The organism is Microbacterium sp. DWRC1-3 (genome assembly GCF_049896645.1).
Lineage (GTDB): Bacteria > Actinomycetota > Actinomycetes > Actinomycetales > Microbacteriaceae > Microbacterium > Microbacterium maritypicum.
Genome location: NZ_JAFCUS010000001.1, coordinates 1840402 through 1856243, shown reverse-complemented (window position 1 = coordinate 1856243; position 15842 = coordinate 1840402). Strand labels below are relative to the sequence as shown.

The window sequence follows — 15842 nt, the reverse complement described above, 5'->3', positions numbered from 1 at the left end:
CCGCCCCGAAGCGGCCGCCGCACCCGTCACCCCCGGCATCGCCGGAACCTCGACCCCGGAGGAGACCACCCGATGACAGCCGCACGTCGCGTCGCCGGAAAGCTCGGCGGCCTGCTGCTGACGCTGTTCCTGGCGTCGCTGCTCGTCTTCTTCTCGCGCTTCCTGGTGCCGGGAGATCCCGTGAGCTTCCTGCTCCGCGGGCGCAAGCCCAGCCCGGAGGCGGTGGCGCAGGTCACCGCCCAGTACGGGCTCGACCTCCCACCGTGGGAGCAGTACTACCGGTGGGTCCTCGGCCTGCTGCACGGCGACCTCGGCCGTTCGCTGCAGTATCGGCAGGACGTCACGGAGGTGATCGGCGACCGGCTTCCCGTGACGCTGATGCTCGTGACGATGTCGGGGGCGATCGTGCTCGTGGCCGGCGTCGTGCTCGGTGCCGTCGCCGCGCTGAACCGAGGGAAGGCCCTCGACCGGTTCGTGCTGATCGGACTCACGGTGCTCGGCGCGATCCCGTCGTTCGTCGGAGCGATCGTCCTCATCGCGCTGTTCTCGGTGCAGCTGGGCTGGTTCCCCTCATTCGGGGCCGGCGAGGGCTTCTTCGACATGGTCTATCACCTGACGTTGCCCTCGATTGCGCTCGCGCTGGTGTTCATCGTCCTGGTCGGCAAGGTGACCCGCTCGGCCATGGTCGATCAACTGGGCCGCGAGCATGTCGAGGTGTCGACGAGCCGCGGCGTACGACGCCCGGTGGTCGTGCGCCGGCATGTGCTGCGCAACGCCCTGGGTCCGATCCTGACCGTGAGCGGCGTGCTCGTGGCAGGGCTCATCGTGGCGAGCTCGATCGTCGAGGCCGCGTTCGGGCTGTCAGGTATCGGCTCGCTTCTCGTGCAGTCCGTCGACCGGCTCGACTTCCCGGTCGTGCAGGCCATCGTCCTCCTCGTCGTGATCGCGTTCGTCGTGATGAACGCCATCGTCGACATCCTCGAACCCTGGATCGACCCGCGATCCGCTGCCGGAGCTGGTGCCCGATGACCTCCTCGACCCCCACTCTCGCGATGCGGGTGCTGCGTGCGCCCCGCCGGAAGCGTCCGCGATTCCTGTACCTCGCCAGCGTCGTCGTGCTCGGGGCTGTCGTGCTGGCCGCGGTCTTCGCGCCCTTAATCGCACCCTACGACCCTGATGCGGTGGACTTCACCGCCTTCCTTGCTCCGCCCTCGGCCGCGCACTGGCTCGGCACCGACTCGCTCGGGCGCGACCTGCTCAGCCGGTTGATCTACGGCGGGCGCACGGCGCTCATCGGCCCGCTCCTCGTGGTCGTCTTCTCCACGGTCATCGGCATCCTCTTGGGGCTCTGGGCCGGATGGCGGGGTGGGTGGATCGACGCCGCACTCAGCCGGGTCTTCGACGTGCTGTTCGCATTCCCCTCGCTGCTGATCGCGATCATGGCGGTCGCCCTGTTCGGCAAGGGGCTGGTCGCACCGATCATCGCGATGAGCATCGCCTACGCCCCCTTCGTCGCTCGGCTCACCCGCTCGCTGGTCGCCGCGGAGCGCACCCGTCCGTATGTCTCGGCCTATCGGGTGCAGGGCTTCGGAGGATCGTGGATCGCCCTGCGCCGCGTGCTGCCGAATGTCACGCCGATCGTCGGCGCCCAGTCCACCCTGAACTTCGGCTACGTGCTCGCCGAGCTCGCGGGGCTGTCGTTCCTCGGCCTCGGCGTGCAGGCGCCGACCGCCGACTGGGGCGCGATGATCAACGAGGCGCAGTCGGGGGTGGCGGCAGGGCAGTTCCTGCCGGCGATCGCGCCCGCCGTCGCCGTCGTGATCGTCGTCGTGTGCGTGAACATCATCGGTGAGGAACTCTCCGATCGGATCGGCGGAGGGATCCCCGCATGAGCACTCTTCTCGATATCCAGGACCTCACGCTCGACCTCCCGAACGGCACCCGTCTCCTGCACGGCATCTCGCTGCAGGTCGCGCCGGGCGAGACCGTCGGGCTGGTCGGCGAGTCCGGCTCCGGCAAATCGCTCACGGCGCGTTCGGTGCTCGGGCTGCTGCCCGACCGGGCGATCACGGGCGGCACCGTTGAGGTGAACGGGCGGTCCCCGCTCGCGGGTGCGGCCGGTCGGCAGGAGATCCGTCGACACGAGGCGGCGATGGTGTTCCAGGATCCGCGGGCCGGCATCAACCCCATGCGCACGATCGGCGACCACGTCTCGGAGGCGCTGCGACTGTGCGAGGGGTGGGCGAAGGATGCCGCGCACGCACGGGCCGTCGAGCTGCTCACGGCCGTGCGTCTGCCGGCGCCCGCCGACCATCTGTCGCAGCATCCGTACGAGCTGTCAGGCGGCATGCTGCAGCGCGTCATGATCGCCGGAGCGTTGAGCGCGTCGCCGAGCCTGCTGGTGTGCGACGAGCCGACCACCGCGCTCGACGTCACGACCCAGGCCGAGATCGTGCAGGTGCTGCGGGACCTGTGCGCGCAGAGCGGGATGGGGATGCTGTTCATCACGCACGACCTGAACCTCGCTGGCTCCCTGTGTGATCGCCTCGTGGTGATGAAAGGCGGCGCGATCGTCGAGGAGGGCACGGCGCGGGAGGTGCTCACGGCGCCTGCCGCCGAATACACGCGTCGTCTAGTCGCCGCGACTCCGCGCATCTCGGGGTCGATCACGCCACCGACCGCGGCATCCGGTTCCGAACCGCAGCTCGTGGTGGCCGGAGTCGGCAAGACGTATCGGCGCCGAGGGAAGGATCCGGTCGCGGCCGTCGCCGATGCCGATCTCGTGATCGCCCGTGGCGGATCGCTGGCCGTGGTGGGCGAGTCGGGGTCGGGCAAGTCGACGCTCGCGCGGATGATCGTCGGGCTCGAGGAGCCTGACGCCGGGGAGATCCGCATCGGCGGACGCTCGATGTCGGGCATCCCGCGGTCGCGTGCGGAGCGTCTCGAGCGCGCGAAGAGCGTGCAGATGGTGTTCCAGGATCCGTATCTGTCGCTGGACCCGCGGATCCCTGCGGGGAGAGCGATCGAAGACGTGCTGAAGCTGCACACCGGGCGGACCGGGGCCGATGCCGCTGCCAGGGCGCTCGAGCTGATCACAGCAGTCGGGTTGGGAGAGGAGCATCTCGCCGCCCGACCCCGCACGCTGTCGGGCGGTCAGCGTCAGCGCGTCGCGATCGCCCGCGCACTCGCCGTGGAGCCGGAGCTGCTCGTGATGGACGAGGCGACCAGTGCGCTCGACGTCTCGGTGCAGGCGCAGGTGCTCGACCTCGTCGCCGGGATCCGTCGGGAGCAGGGTCTCACCCTGCTGTTCATCAGCCACGACCTCGCGGTCGTGCGCAAGGTGTGCGCCGAGACGATCGTGATGCGTCGAGGCGAGATCGTCGAGGCCGGTCCGACCGAGCAGCTGCTGGGCGACCCGCAGCACGAGTACACGCGACTGCTGATCGACTCGGTGCCGGTTCCGATCACCTGAGGGCTGTTCGAATCGCGCGAACGGCCCCGTCTCCTCTCGGGATGGGGCCATTCGCGCGATTCGAGCGCGGGGCGGCGGCGTCAGGCCACGTAGATCTTGCGGAGCGTCTCGGTGACGGTCCAAGTCGTGCGCATGCCCTCGGCGAGGCGCACCACCGAGCCGGGGCCGACCTCGAGGTCGGGGAGGCCGGATGAGGCGAACGCGATCGTGGCGCGGCCGGACAGCACGACGAACACCTCGTCGGCCTCGATGTCGGTCGCGGTACCCGGGGTCATCTCCCAGATGCCGATCTCGGTCCCGCCGAGCGCCGCCAGCTCGTGTACGGCGGTCGTCGGCGAACCGGCGAGCACCTCTTCGGCAGGGAGCGGCTCGTGATCGAGTGCCAGGGCGCCGGCATCCACTCCCGCCCCTGCGGCGAGACCGTTCACGAGTCGAAGCCCATTCCGACGGCGTCGAGCGTCTTGAGGAACAGGTTGCGCCTGCCCTCGTTGTGGTCGGCCTGGTTCATCGCGGCCCGCACCAGGTTGACGCCGATCGACGCGGCGGGCTCCGGCGGGAAGGGGATGGGCTTCTCGCGCACCATCCGCAACTGGGTGCGCTCGGTCTCCTCGCCGGCGAGCTTGTCGAGCATGACGTCGGCCGCGAAGCGCGCGGCGCCGACGCCGAGCCCGGTGAATCCGGTCGCGTAGGCGACGCGGCCCTTGCGGGCGGTGCCGAAGAAGGCGCAGAAGCGGCTCGACGAGTCGATCGCCCCGGCCCAGCGGTGGGTGAAGCGCAAACCCTCCAGCTGCGGGAAGGTGGTGAAGAAGTGCGAGGCGAGCCGGCGGTGACTCTCGATGCGGTCCTCGTACTCTGGCCGCACCTTGCCGCCGAAGTGGTAGACCGCGTCGTAGCCGCCGAACAGGATGCGGTTGTCGCCCGTGAGCCGGTAGTAGTGGAACTGGTTCGCGCTGTCGGCGAGGCCCTGGCGGTTCGACCAGCCGATCGATGCCAGCTGCGCGGTGGTGAGCGGCTCAGTCATCAGCACGTAGTCGTACACGGGCACGGTCATCAGGCGGTTGCGCTTGAGGAGCGAGGGGAACACGTTCGTACCGAGGGCCACAGCATCGGCGACCACCCGGCCGTTCGGGGTCACCAGGGTGATCGGTCCCGATCCGTCGCCCTCGATCCCGCGCACCAGGCTGTGCTCGTAGATCTCCACCCCCAGGTCGGCGGCGACGCGGGCCAGCTCCACGCCGAGCTTGGCGGGGTGCACCATCGCGCAGCCGTCGCGGTCCCAGTCTCCGGCCAGGAAGGTGTCGGAGTGCACCTCGGCCTGCACGGCTTCTCGGTCGAGGAAGCCCGGCTCATCGCGGAACCACTCGACCTGGTGCGGCTCGACGGCGACGGCCAGCTGGCCCGTGCGCTCGAACTCCGCATCCATGCCGTACCGCTGGATCGTCTCGCCGATGCCATCGAGGTTCGCGTGGCCCAGCTCTTCGAGTCGGTCGATCTCCTCCGGCCAGCGGTTCACCCCGTTCTCGTGGCCGTGGGTGAGGCTCGACTCGCAGAAGCCGCCGTTGCGTCCGGACGCGGCCCAGGCGATGCGCGAGGCCTCGAGCAGCACGACACGGCGCTCGGGGTCGCGCTCCTTCGCGCGCACCGCCGTCCACAGGCCGGCGTACCCGCCGCCGACGATCGCGAGGTCGGCGCGGACCGTGCCGTTGAGGCGGGGGTGCGTCGGCCGATCCACGTCGTCGAGCCAGAACACCCGCAGGTCGGTGTCGCGGAGCGAGGCGTCGATGACGGACGGCGACGGCGGCTGGCGTTCGAAGACGGTGGTGCCCATTGTTCTCTCCGTTGTGTGCGGGGCGCGCCTCAGCGCGTGCCCCAGTTGTAGAGGTCTTTGTAGAGGCCTGCGTAGAGCATGCTCTCGGTGTGGGTGATGCCCGGGATGGTGCGGATGCGGGTCGCGATGAGATCGATCAGGTGCTCGTCGTTCTCGCACACGGCCTCGACGAGGATGTCGAAGGTGCCGAGCGTGACGACCACATACGCCAGCTCGGGGATCGTGGTGAGCTCCTCGGCGATCTCGCGCGGGTCGCCCGAGACGCGGATGCCGATCATCGACATGCGGTGGAAGCCGAGCTGCATGGGGTCGGTGACGGCGACGATCTGGATGATGCCGGCCTCGGTCATCCGCTGCACGCGCTGGCGAGCCGCCGCTTCGCTCAGACCGACCTCGCGCGCGATCTCGGCGTAGGGGCGGCGGCCGTCTTCCTGCAGCAGTTCGACGATGCGCTTCGAGATGTCATCAAGGGCAGGCTGGGACGGCTTCGTGCTCATGTGTCGATATTGTCAGCCGGTTCTGCATTCTGCAACCGATTCAGTTGTTTCGTTTGATCAGATCTTCAGATTCCGTATGGATGTCGATACGATGACCCCATGTCCAGTCACCTCCTGAAGAACTCCGCGCCGCTGCAGAACTTCATCGGCGGCCGCTACGTGCCCGCGAGCGGCGCCGACCGCATGCCGCTCGTCGATCCTGTCACCGAAGAGACCTACGGGGAGCTCCCGGTATCGGACGGCAGCGACGTGGATGCCGCCTACGCCGCCGCATCCGCCGCCTTCCCGATCTGGCGCGACACCACGCCCGGCGAACGGCAGCTGGCGCTGTTCCGCATCGCCGACGAGATGGAGGCGCGAGCGGAGGAGTTCGCCGACCTCGAGTCGCAGGACACCGGCAAGCCGCGTGCCAGCCTCGTCGCGGACGAGATCATGCAGTCCGTCGATCAGCTGCGCTTCTTCGCGGGTGCGGCGCGAAGCCTCGAGGGCAGGGCTGCGGGGGAGTACCTCGCCGGTCACACCTCCTTCGTGCGGCGCGAACCCGTCGGCGTGATCGGCCAGGTCACGCCGTGGAACTACCCGCTGAACATGGCGGTGTGGAAGATCGCTCCCGCGCTCGCCGCCGGCAACACGGTCGTGCTGAAGCCCGCGGAGTCGACGCCGCTCACCACCCTGCTGCTCGCCGAGATCGTCGCGCTGCACACGCCGGCCGGCACGCTCAACGTCGTGCTCGGAGACAGGGACACGGGTGTCGCGCTCGTGGAGCACCCCACGCCGCAGATGGTCGCGATCACCGGTTCGGTGCGTGCGGGCATGGCGGTCGCGCGTTCGGCGGCCGACGACGTCAAGCGCGTGCACCTCGAGCTCGGCGGCAAGGCTCCGGCGATCGTGTTCGCCGATGCGTCGATCGACAAGGCCGTCGAGGGCATCATCACCGGCGCGTTCTTCAACGGCGGACAGGACTGCACCGCTGCCACCCGGGTGCTGGTGCACGCCTCGCGGCACGATGAGCTGATCGCCGCGCTGGTCGCCAGGGCGAAGACCCACGCCCGCACCGGCGGCCCGCGCGAGGAGGGGGTGCTGTACGGCCCGCTGAGCAGTGCGGCACAGCTCGCGCAGGTGCAGGGCTTCATCGATCGCCTGCCCGCGCACGCGACGATCGAGACCGGCGGACGCCGCCAGGGCGACCGCGGCTACTTCTGGGAGCCCACGATCGTGTCGGGCGTGCGACAGGACGACGAGGTCGTGCAGGGAGAGATCTTCGGACCGGTGCTCACGGTGCAGGCGTTCTCCGAGGACGCCGAGGCCCTGGAGATGGCCAACGACGTGCCCTACGCGCTCGCCGCGTCGGTGTGGACGACCGATCATGCCAGGGCGATGCGCTTCTCGCGTGATCTCGATTTCGGCTGCGTGTGGATCAACACCCACATCCCGTTCGTGTCGGACATGCCGCACGGCGGATTCAAGCACTCCGGCTACGGCAAGGATCTGTCGCAGTACGGTTTCGACGACTACACCCGCATCAAGCACGTGATGAGCGCACTCGACTGATGTGGTGGCGGCGTCGGCCGGCGGCGTGCCCTCAGGCGGTCAGGATCTTCACGCGGGGAGCGTCTTCACGCGGGGAGTGTCTTCACGCGGCGGTGCTCGCGCAGGGTGAACTGAGGACGCTCCTCGATCTTGATCGCGCCGTCTTCGAGCCAGCCGTGGCGGGCGTAGAAGGCGTCGGCGCGCTCGTTGCCGTCGAGCACCCACAGGTAGGCGCGGTCGTGACCGGCCTCGGTGATCCGCTGCTCGGCAGCTACGAGCAGGGCATGACCCGCGCCGGTGGACCAGGCGGAAGGGTCGGCGTAGATGCCGTACACCTCTCCGTCGGCGAGGCCGTCGGGGTCGCGGCCCGAGCCGAGCGACGCCCAGCCGATGAGGCGGTTGTCGCGCACGGCGACGAGGGTTCCCAGGCTCGTCGGCAGCGGCTCGGCGAGTATGCGCCGCCAGCCCGCGGCTCTCTCATCGACGGAGAGGCCGTCGAGCACGGACTGGTCGATGAGTCCTCGATAGGCGGCCTGCCACGAACGCACGTGCACGCCGGCGATGTCTTCGGCGTCTTCGGCGCGTGCGTCGCGGATAGCCAGTGCACTCATCCCGCCACCCTACGGTGATCGCAGAGGCGGGGTGGGGTCGTGCGGTGCCGGTCAGCTCACGTTCTTCTTGAGCCACGGAAGCGGGTCGACCGCCACCGTGTTGATGTGGACCTCGAAGTGCAGGCACGAACCGAACACGTACCCTGTCGAGCCGACGTCGCCGATGTACTGGCCCTCCTCAATGCAGTCTCCGACCTCGACCGCGCGACTGCCGTAGGTCATGTGCGAGTAGACGGTGCTCACGGCCTGCCCGTCGACGATGCTCTCGATCTGGATCGTGACGCCGTAACCCTGGTAGCTCTCGGTGGACCGCGAGACGCAGCCCTTCATCGCTGCGTTGATGGGGGTGCCGATGGGGGCGGCGAAGTCCTGGCCGAGGTGGGATCGGCCCGGCCGCGAGGCGCCGAAGCCATCGGTGAACGAGTAGGTCCCGTCGGCCATCGGCATCACGATGCGTCCGGCGAGAGGGATGTCCATCGCGCTGGAGAGAGGCATGCCGGCGGCGACGGCAGCGGCAGCGGCGCGGGAGCGGGTCTCCTTGATCTCCTCGGGCGTCGTCGCGGAGAAGTTCCCCCGGGGATCGATCTGGGCCCGGATTCCCGCCTTCGCTGTGTACGACTGCGCGGTTCCTTCGGCCGCGGTGGAGACGCTGGCGCTGGCGTTGGCGGCCTGGCCGCCGACGGGGTTGAGTGCGGGAAGAGCCGCGCCGGAGATCAGCACGCCGATCGCCAGTGTGGCGCCAAGTGCCTTAGTCCTCGCCCACCGGCGCTTCTCCCGGCGCACCAGAGCTCGAGAAGTCGGCGCCGTCGGCGCAGCCAGGTGTCGCGGGCGCAGACGAGGATCCCAGGAGCGGGGGGCGCGGGGTGCCTGTGGGGTGGCCGGAGTGGCGTCGGAGGAAGGGGTGGGCGCTGCGGAGGAGGTGGGGGTTGCCTCGGGTGTGAGGGCCGCCTCGGGTGCGGGGGCTGCCTCGGGTGCGGGGGTGGGCAGTGCTGCCTCGGGTGTGGGTGCTGCCTCGGGTGTGGGTGCTGCCTCGGGTGTGGGGGTTGCCTCGGGTGTGGGGGTTGCCTCGGGTGTGGGGGTTGCCTCGGGTGTGGTTGCCGGGGCTGCCTCCGCTCCCGGGGTGGGGTCAGCCGCGGAAGGGGTGTCGCGGGCGGAGGAGGCATCACCCGGAGTGGCTGCTTCGGGCGCAGAAGCAGCAGGAGCTGCATTCGCCCGGCGGGAACTCCGTGAATCTGCGGTGGCGGAGCGCCTCAGGTCGCGCCGCAAGAGCGGTCGCGTCGAGTCAGGGACTTGTGCGGGGGCTTCCGAGGCGTCGTGATCGCGCTCGGGTGGCAGGGAGTTCGTGACGGGGTCCTTCCGGGAGGCAGGTGTGCGCGGCGGGCGATCCCCCCGGATGCCACCGTTACCGATCTGTAATCTAATTCGCGAAGTCGAGAGCGTCAAATCGAGAGCGCATGGATCGAGATCACACGTCGCGGAGGGGTGCTCGGGCTTCGATCGACCTCGGTGTCTGTGTATTGCGGAGGACGCTGCACCGATTCTGCGCCGGGAGCCCGACGCCCGGGCGAGCCGTGGGGCACGATCTGCCGTACGTGGGGAAAGGCGGGAATCCGCCTCGCCTGTGGAGGAGTCGCGGACCTCGTATGAGTTCCGGAATATTGCTCTGAACTGGCCTTATCCGGCAGTGAATGTCGGTGGCCCCGGGTTGACTTGCGCGTATGACAACCCAGGTGGAGATGCTCGGTCAGACGGCCGCTGATCTGGACGCGCTGCTGCGCTCCGACGTGGTGGTGGGGTTGCCGGATGACGCGAAGATGCAGCTCTTGCGTGTGGCGGGGGAGGTGCAGCGGCGCGTGGAGGCGCTGGTCGTGGAGACGGTCGCATCTGTCGATGCGCGCCCGGCCGGGTCGGGTGAGGTGGCATTCTGCGGTCGATTCGGGTGTCGGACGATGGGCGAGCTGCTGCAGCGGGTGCTGCGGACGGATGCCGCTGGCGCTGGTCGAGTGGTGAAGGCGGCGAAGGCCGTGCGTCGCGAGGTGGAGCTGTCGTCGGGAGTTCGCTTGCCGGCGCGGTGGCCGGCGATGCGGGCGGCGATGCTCGACGGGGCGGTGGGGGTGGCCGGGCTGCTGGCAGCGACAGGACCGGTGGAACACGCTGCGGTCCGGGTCGGTACAGCTGACCGGCTGCTCGCAGATGCGGAGCTTGCGGCGTATGCCCGCGGGTGCGCGGTCGCTGCCCAGGGGGCGGACGACGGCCGCCGCGCCGACGCGGATGCGGCTGTCGACGGCGAAGAGGCACCACCGGCGACGCCGGAAGACCTCCGGATCCTGGCGCAGGTGATCGTGCAGTACCTCGACCCCGACGGCGCGGAGCCGGCAGACGACATCGCGATGCGCGCCCGGGGGATCATCCTGGGCCGGGCGAAAGACGGGGTGATCCCGATCCGGGGCGGGCTGCTGCCCGAGGTCGCGGGACAGCTGCAGCGAATCTTCGACGCCTATCTGAACCCGAGAGTCGACGGGCCATCCGCGCCCGGGGTCGTCGTCTTCCAGCCGTCCGTCCTGGTCGACCACGATGAGGCCGCCTCCACCGGGGCGGTGGGGGGAACAGGCGACGATGTTCTTCCTTCCGACGATCCCGCGCGGATGGTCGACACCCGGTCCCGCGCACAGAAGCAGCACGACACCCTCGCCGCGGTGCTGGGGATCGCTGCGCGGCACGATGAGATGCCCCGTCTCGGTGGCGCCGCACCGACTCTGGTCGTGACCGTCACCGCCGACGACTACATCGCCGGGCGCGGGTGGGCGCACGTCGACGGTATCGACGTCCCCGTATCCGTGCGTACCGCCGCACACACCGCCTGCGCGGGTGGAGTGCAGCGGGTGCTGTTCGACCCGGCAGGGCGCATCATCGGAATCGACACCTCCGACCGGATCTTCAGCGCCCATCAACGCCGGGCGATCACTCTCCGTGACCGCGAATGCCTGATTCCCGGCTGCCACGTCCCCGCGACGTGGTGCGAGATCCACCATGTCCAGGAGCACTCGCGCGGCGGGCCCACCCACACCGATAACGGCGTCGCCCTCTGCTGGCACCATCACCGTACCCTCGACGCCTCCGGATGGGAGATCCGCATGCGACACGGCACCCCTCACGTCCGCGGCCCCGCGTGGTGGGATCCCACCCGACGATGGCGCGTGCCCCAGCCGGTGAGCAGGGCTCGCAACAGGCCGGCTGCCCGCCGCTCGGCACTGCTCAGGACGTGAACCGAGACATGCAGGCTCGGCGCGACGTGTCGACTAGTGCGACACGATGTGGCATGCTGGCGGGCGTTGCGCCCGGCTCCGTGTCGGCATCGCGTCGGAACGACACCTGGCGCGGTACACGAAAACCAGACAGGCAACCCAGGGAACAGATGTCCAGACCACTCGCGGGACCGCAGGGCCTGCTGCGCACGCTCAACGGCCGCGCGATCCTGGAGGCGCTCGCTCGCAGCGGGCCGCAGACCCGTTCGGAGCTGATGTCCGCCACTGGTCTGTCACGCACCGCGGTCACGCAGGTGCTGCGGATGCTCGAGAACGCCGGGGCCGTCGCGTCGGCAGGCCTCGACCGGGACACGAGAGGCCCGGCCGCCGGACGGGTCGCCCTGCATCCGCGCCTCGGATTCGCCGTCGCCGTGCACGTCGATCACCATGCCGCCCACGTCGTGCTCGTCGACGCCGGCGGAACCGTGCGGGCGGAGGAACACGCCCCGTTCACCGAGGCCGAAGATCGCGTGACCCACATCGTCTCCCTCGTCGAGCGGTGTCGCCGCACGGTGAAAGCGGCGAAGGGCGCCGTTCACCTGGCGGTTGTCGGAGTGCCCGGCATCGTCACGGCCGACGGCGGCATCCGCGACGACCTCGGCCCCGACGGCGGCGCATTCCGTGCGGCGCTGTCGACCGCCCTCGACTGTCCTGTGCGCATCGAGAACGATGTGAATCTCGCAGCCCTCGCCGAGCTCACCGCTGGAGAAGGAGCGGTCCTCGCCAGCTTCGCGCTGCTGCTCCTCGACGATGGGCTCGGGGCCGGCATCGTGATCGACGGCGCGCTGCACCGCGGCTTCTCCGGCGTCGCCGGCGAAGTCATGTACCTGCCGCAGACGCCCATCCCGATCGGTGCGCCCCTCGTGGGCGACGCGGTCGTGGGCGACCTGGCCCTCGGCGCCGGCCGCGATCCCGGGGCATCTTTCGCCGATCATCTGGAGGCGGCCGTCCGCGGAGACGCTGCGGCGGTACGGATCGTGTCCGAGATCGCTCGACGCATCGTTCTCGTGGCCGGCAGCGTGGGGCTGGTGCTCGATCCGGAAGCCTTCATCCTCAGCGGCGAAGCAGCTCATCCGGCACTCGTCGCCGCGATCGTGCGGATCGCCGGCGAGTACGAGGCGCAGCTCCCCCTGCGGTTCCTCGTCTCCTCCTTCGGTCCGGAGGCTCCGCTGGTCGGCGCCGTCAACGAAGCGGCCGTTGCGCTCCGAGGCGAACTCTTCGCCCGCATCCTCACGCCCGCCTCCCCGGGTGGCCGATGAACACCACCCGTTGCACACCACCATTCCGAGCACCGCCGCTCGAATCACCCGACAGGATCCTCGATGACCGCACCTTCCGACCTCGCCGATCGACTCGGTCTCGCGCCCGGTGCGCGGGCGATCATCCTCAATGCGGATGATTTCGGCATGTGCCATGCGGCCAACACCGCCATCATCGACCTGCTCACAGCCGGACGCATCGACTCGACGACCGTGATGGTCCCGTGCTCGTGGTCACCGGCAGCACTCGCTTTCGCGGCCTCCCGCACCGACCTCGACGTCGGCGTGCACCTCGTTCTCACCAGCGAATGGGCCCGCTACCGGTGGCGCCCGCTGACAGGTACCGCTACGAGCCTCGTCGACGCCGCGGGCTTCTTCCCGACCGACGTCCTGTCCGTCGAGCAGAACGCCACCGATGACGATGTCGCCGCCGAACTCGCCGCCCAGTTGCAGACCGCGCTCGACGCCGGCGTCGACGTGACGCACCTCGACAATCACATGGGTTCGGTCTACGGGCTCGTGACCGGCCGAGGCTTCCTCCGCCCGGTGTTCGAGCTCGCCGCACGACACGGTCTCCCGTTCCGGCTGCCGCGCAGCATGGACGGGGTCGGCGAGGATTCCGCGCTGCAGGCCCAGCTCGACGCTGCGGCGGCAGCCGCCGATGCAGCCGGCGTCGAGATCATCGATCGGCTGTGGTCGCACCCGTTCGAGCTCCTGCGCGAGGGCACACCGGATGAGGAGACGTACGAGCAGATGCGCGACGGCTTCATCGCGCTGCTGCGAGCGGTGCCGGCCGGAGTCACCGAGATCTACCTGCATCCGATGGTCGACGACGACGAGCTCCGCGCGGCTGTCGACTTCAGTGCGGCGAAGCGCGGCTACGAGCTGCGACTGCTGGGCGATCCGGCCGTGCTGCAGGCGATCGAGGACGAGGCGCTCGTGCGCATCGGCTGGCGCGACCTGCGCGACCTGCAAAGGGGAGACGCCCGGTGACGTCGCTGAGCGAGCGGGTGCGCGACCGACGTCTGGACGCGGCGCCGACCAGAGCGCAGACGATCGCGTTCGGAGCCTCCGGCTTCCCGACGCAGCTCATGGCGCAGACGTTCTCGGCCTTCGTCGTCTACTTCTACGTCTCTCACCTCGCCGTCCCCGCCGGGTGGGTGGCGGTCGCGATGATCGCCCACGGCATCCTGAACGCCGTGCTGAACCCCGTCGTGGGCACGGTCTCCGACCGGCTGCGCACACCGTGGGGCCGGCGCATCCCCTGGATCGGCGTGGGCATCGTGCCGCTCGTCGTCGCGTTCGCGCTGGTGTGGATGCCGCCAGAGCTCCCCGTGAGCGGCCTCATCATCTGGTTCCTCGTCGTCGTCGCCGTATACGACGTGGCCTTCGTGGTCGTGGTGCTGAACATCTCCGCCCTGTTCCCCGAGATCTTCCGCACCACCGAGGAGCGCGCTCGCGGCAACGTGCCACGACAGATCTTCGCGATCCTCGGCATGGTCCTCGGAACAGCCGGTGCGCCGGCGCTGTACAGCGCGCTCGGCTGGCCGGGCATGGCCCTGGTGCTCGGCGCCGTCTGCCTGGTGCTGCTCGTGTGGTCGTTCTTCGGGGGGATGATCGAGCGGCGGGTTCCGGAGGCAGCTTCGGAGGCCATGCGCTGGGGCGACCAGCTGACGTACACCTTCCGCAACCGCGCGTTCGTCCCCTACGTGCTCGGGTCGCTGTTCGTACAGACATCGATCGCCGTGATGCTGGCGGCGGTCCCTTTCTACGTCAGGTACTCCCTGCGCGCACCGGAGGGAGAGGGCAGCCTGCTGCTCGGGGTGATCTTCGTCACCGCGATCCCCTCGATCGTGTTGTGGAGCGCGGTCGTCCGCCGCACCTCCCCCCGCACCGCGCTGCTGTGGAGCGTCGCGGTCTTCGGCGCGGCCATGCTCGGCTACCTCGTGGCGGCAGACGTGCCCGGTGCGGTTCTGGTCGGTGTGGCGGTCGGCGTGGGCATCGGCGGCCTGCTGCAGCTGCTCGAGGTCGTGCTCGCGCAGATCATCGACGAGGATGCCGCGCGCACAGGTCATCGTCGGGAAGGCGCCTACTTCGGAGTGAACGGCTTCGTGGTGCGCGGCTCGGTCGTGCTGCAGGCGATCGTCGCCGCGGTGGTGCTGACGGCATCCGGCTTCGACGCCGCTCTCGGCGACGCGCAGCCCGAGAGCGTCGACGGCGGTATCCGGCTGATGCTCGCGGTGATCCCGCTCGGGTTCACCGCGCTCGCCTGGTTCTGCTTCTGGCTCTATCCGATCAGGTCCCGCGACCTCTGACCGCTACGGACGAGCAGCCTGGCGCGCCTCCCACCCCGTGCGCACCATCTCGTCGACCGAGTACCGCATGGTCCAGTCGAGGTCGCGCGCTGCGAGCTCGCCCGTCGCCACGATGCGGTCGGGGTCGCCCGGCCGCCGCGGTCCGATCTCGGGGGTGAAGTCGATGCCGGTGACGCGGGCGACGGCGTCCATGATCTGCTTCACGCTGAGTCCGTCGCCGGAGCCGAGGTTGTAGGCGGCTTCGATCGGACGTCCGTCGGACAGGCGCTGGGCTGCGGCGACGTGGGCCGCCGCGATGTCGCCGACGTGCACGTAGTCGCGCACGTTCGTCCCGTCTTCGGTGGCATAGTCGTCGCCGAAGATCTTGGGGGTCGTGCCCGCGAGCAGCGCCTCGAACACGATCGGGAAGAGGTTGTGCGGGCTGACGTCGTAGACCGTCGGGTCGGCGGAGCCCACCACATTGAAGTACCGCAGCGACGTGTGACGCAGCGGCCGCTCGGAGTCGGCCGTGGCGATGCCCTGGTCGCGTAGCAGCCACTCGCCGATCAGCTTCGATTCGCCGTAGGGGCTCGCCGGCTTCTTGGGGGTGTCCTCGACGACGAGCGCGACGTCGGGGGTCCCGAACACCGCGGCGGACGACGAGAAGACGATGTTCGAGACGCCAGCGGCCTCCATGGCCTCCAGGACCACGCGCGTGCCCTCGACGTTCTGCGCATAGGTGTGCAGGGGGCGCTGCACCGAGACGCCGGCGTACTTGAATCCGGCGACGTGGATCACTCCTGCGGCGTCGTGATCGCGCAGCGTCTTCTCGACGAGTTCGCGGTCCAGGATGCTGCCCTGTACGAACGCCACCCCCTCGGGCACGAACGATGCGACGCCGCTGGACAGGTCATCCAGCACGACCGGGGTGAGCCCCGCGTCGGCGAGGGCGCGCACCACGTGGGCGCCGATGTATCCGGCGCCGCCGGTGACGATCCAGGACATTGCGTCTCCTCTCCCGCCACGACGTCGTCGCGGCTCGATGG

Annotated in this window: 14 protein-coding genes; 8 read left to right on the top strand and 6 right to left on the bottom strand. The window is 69.7% G+C overall.

Annotation, left to right across the window (positions count from 1 at the left end; genetic code table 11):
- The first annotated feature begins 72 nt into the window (after positions 1-72).
- From ACP699_RS09000 to ACP699_RS08990, 3 genes are read left to right on the top strand one after another with little or no spacing between them, the layout of a single operon-like run.
- A complete protein-coding gene (locus ACP699_RS09000; RefSeq protein ID WP_426170678.1) occupies positions 73-1029 on the top strand; it encodes an ABC transporter permease in 957 nt (318 codons plus the stop codon).
- Entirely contained in the window at positions 1026-1892 is an 867-nt protein-coding gene (locus tag ACP699_RS08995; RefSeq protein WP_055866016.1) for an ABC transporter permease, read from the top strand. The genes ACP699_RS09000 and ACP699_RS08995 overlap by 4 nt, the downstream gene beginning before the upstream one ends.
- On the top strand, positions 1889-3472 hold the full coding sequence (locus ACP699_RS08990) for an ABC transporter ATP-binding protein (RefSeq protein ID WP_151485771.1): 1584 nt from the start codon (positions 1889-1891) through the stop codon (positions 3470-3472). The genes ACP699_RS08995 and ACP699_RS08990 overlap by 4 nt, the downstream gene beginning before the upstream one ends.
- 80 nt (positions 3473-3552) lie before the next feature.
- On the opposite strand, the gene ACP699_RS08985 is transcribed toward ACP699_RS08990, so the two are convergent.
- The 3 genes from ACP699_RS08985 to ACP699_RS08975 are packed head-to-tail and all read right to left on the bottom strand — an operon-like array spanning position 3553 to position 5797.
- Positions 3553-3900: a cupin domain-containing protein gene (locus tag ACP699_RS08985; RefSeq protein ID WP_127483046.1), complete on the bottom strand. Its 348-nt coding sequence runs from the start codon at positions 3898-3900 to the stop codon at positions 3553-3555.
- Positions 3897-5300 (bottom strand): NAD(P)/FAD-dependent oxidoreductase, encoded by a 1404-nt coding sequence (locus ACP699_RS08980; protein WP_055874497.1) that lies wholly within the window; start codon positions 5298-5300, stop codon positions 3897-3899. The genes ACP699_RS08985 and ACP699_RS08980 overlap by 4 nt, the downstream gene beginning before the upstream one ends.
- Before the next feature lie 29 nt (positions 5301-5329).
- A complete protein-coding gene (locus ACP699_RS08975; protein WP_017829446.1) occupies positions 5330-5797 on the bottom strand; it encodes an Lrp/AsnC family transcriptional regulator in 468 nt (155 codons plus the stop codon).
- Between the two features lie 99 nt (positions 5798-5896).
- Between ACP699_RS08975 and ACP699_RS08970 the strand changes: the two genes are divergently transcribed.
- Complete coding sequence (locus ACP699_RS08970; protein ID WP_055866007.1) at positions 5897-7348, top strand: gamma-aminobutyraldehyde dehydrogenase; 1452 nt, start codon at positions 5897-5899, stop codon at positions 7346-7348.
- Positions 7349-7413: 65 nt separating this feature from the next.
- On the opposite strand, the gene ACP699_RS08965 is transcribed toward ACP699_RS08970, so the two are convergent.
- Complete coding sequence (locus ACP699_RS08965; protein WP_426170674.1) at positions 7414-7938, bottom strand: GNAT family N-acetyltransferase; 525 nt, start codon at positions 7936-7938, stop codon at positions 7414-7416.
- 51 nt (positions 7939-7989) lie between these two features.
- On the bottom strand, positions 7990-8721 hold the full coding sequence (locus ACP699_RS08960; RefSeq protein ID WP_426170672.1) for a M23 family metallopeptidase: 732 nt from the start codon (positions 8719-8721) through the stop codon (positions 7990-7992).
- A gap of 935 nt (positions 8722-9656) precedes the next feature.
- Here ACP699_RS08960 and ACP699_RS08955 point away from each other — a divergent pair.
- From ACP699_RS08955 to ACP699_RS08940, 4 genes are all read left to right on the top strand, one after another.
- Positions 9657-11204 carry a DUF222 domain-containing protein gene (locus ACP699_RS08955; RefSeq protein WP_426170670.1) on the top strand — a complete coding sequence of 516 codons (1548 nt, stop codon included), beginning with the start codon at positions 9657-9659 and terminating at the stop codon, positions 11202-11204.
- Positions 11205-11353: 149 nt separating this feature from the next.
- Positions 11354-12502, top strand: a complete 1149-nt coding sequence (locus ACP699_RS08950) for an ROK family transcriptional regulator (protein WP_055874490.1) — start codon at positions 11354-11356, stop codon at positions 12500-12502.
- Positions 12503-12565: 63 nt separating this feature from the next.
- Positions 12566-13495 carry a polysaccharide deacetylase family protein gene (locus ACP699_RS08945; RefSeq protein WP_055874489.1) on the top strand — a complete coding sequence of 310 codons (930 nt, stop codon included), beginning with the start codon at positions 12566-12568 and terminating at the stop codon, positions 13493-13495.
- Positions 13492-14817: an MFS transporter gene (locus ACP699_RS08940; RefSeq protein WP_426170667.1), complete on the top strand. Its 1326-nt coding sequence runs from the start codon at positions 13492-13494 to the stop codon at positions 14815-14817. The genes ACP699_RS08945 and ACP699_RS08940 overlap by 4 nt, the downstream gene beginning before the upstream one ends.
- Positions 14818-14820: 3 nt before the next feature.
- On the opposite strand, the gene galE is transcribed toward ACP699_RS08940, so the two are convergent.
- Positions 14821-15801, bottom strand: a complete 981-nt coding sequence (galE, locus tag ACP699_RS08935) for a UDP-glucose 4-epimerase GalE (RefSeq protein ID WP_127483039.1) — start codon at positions 15799-15801, stop codon at positions 14821-14823.
- Positions 15802-15842: the final 41 nt, after the last annotated feature.

Excerpts from the sequence above, each read along its gene's own strand:
- ACP699_RS09000 (WP_426170678.1), top strand. The coding sequence starts at position 73 with ATGACAGCCGCACGTCGCGTCGCCGGAAAGCTCGGCGGCCTGCTGCTG.
- ACP699_RS08995 (WP_055866016.1), top strand. The coding sequence starts at position 1,026 with ATGACCTCCTCGACCCCCACTCTCGCGATGCGGGTGCTGCGTGCGCCC.
- ACP699_RS08990 (WP_151485771.1), top strand. The coding sequence starts at position 1,889 with ATGAGCACTCTTCTCGATATCCAGGACCTCACGCTCGACCTCCCGAAC.
- ACP699_RS08980 (WP_055874497.1), bottom strand. The coding sequence starts at position 5,300 with ATGGGCACCACCGTCTTCGAACGCCAGCCGCCGTCGCCGTCCGTCATC.
- ACP699_RS08975 (WP_017829446.1), bottom strand. The coding sequence starts at position 5,797 with ATGAGCACGAAGCCGTCCCAGCCTGCCCTTGATGACATCTCGAAGCGC.
- ACP699_RS08970 (WP_055866007.1), top strand. The coding sequence starts at position 5,897 with ATGTCCAGTCACCTCCTGAAGAACTCCGCGCCGCTGCAGAACTTCATC.
- ACP699_RS08965 (WP_426170674.1), bottom strand. The coding sequence starts at position 7,938 with ATGAGTGCACTGGCTATCCGCGACGCACGCGCCGAAGACGCCGAAGAC.
- ACP699_RS08955 (WP_426170670.1), top strand. The coding sequence starts at position 9,657 with ATGACAACCCAGGTGGAGATGCTCGGTCAGACGGCCGCTGATCTGGAC.
- ACP699_RS08950 (WP_055874490.1), top strand. The coding sequence starts at position 11,354 with ATGTCCAGACCACTCGCGGGACCGCAGGGCCTGCTGCGCACGCTCAAC.
- ACP699_RS08945 (WP_055874489.1), top strand. The coding sequence starts at position 12,566 with ATGACCGCACCTTCCGACCTCGCCGATCGACTCGGTCTCGCGCCCGGT.
- galE (WP_127483039.1), bottom strand. The coding sequence starts at position 15,801 with ATGTCCTGGATCGTCACCGGCGGCGCCGGATACATCGGCGCCCACGTG.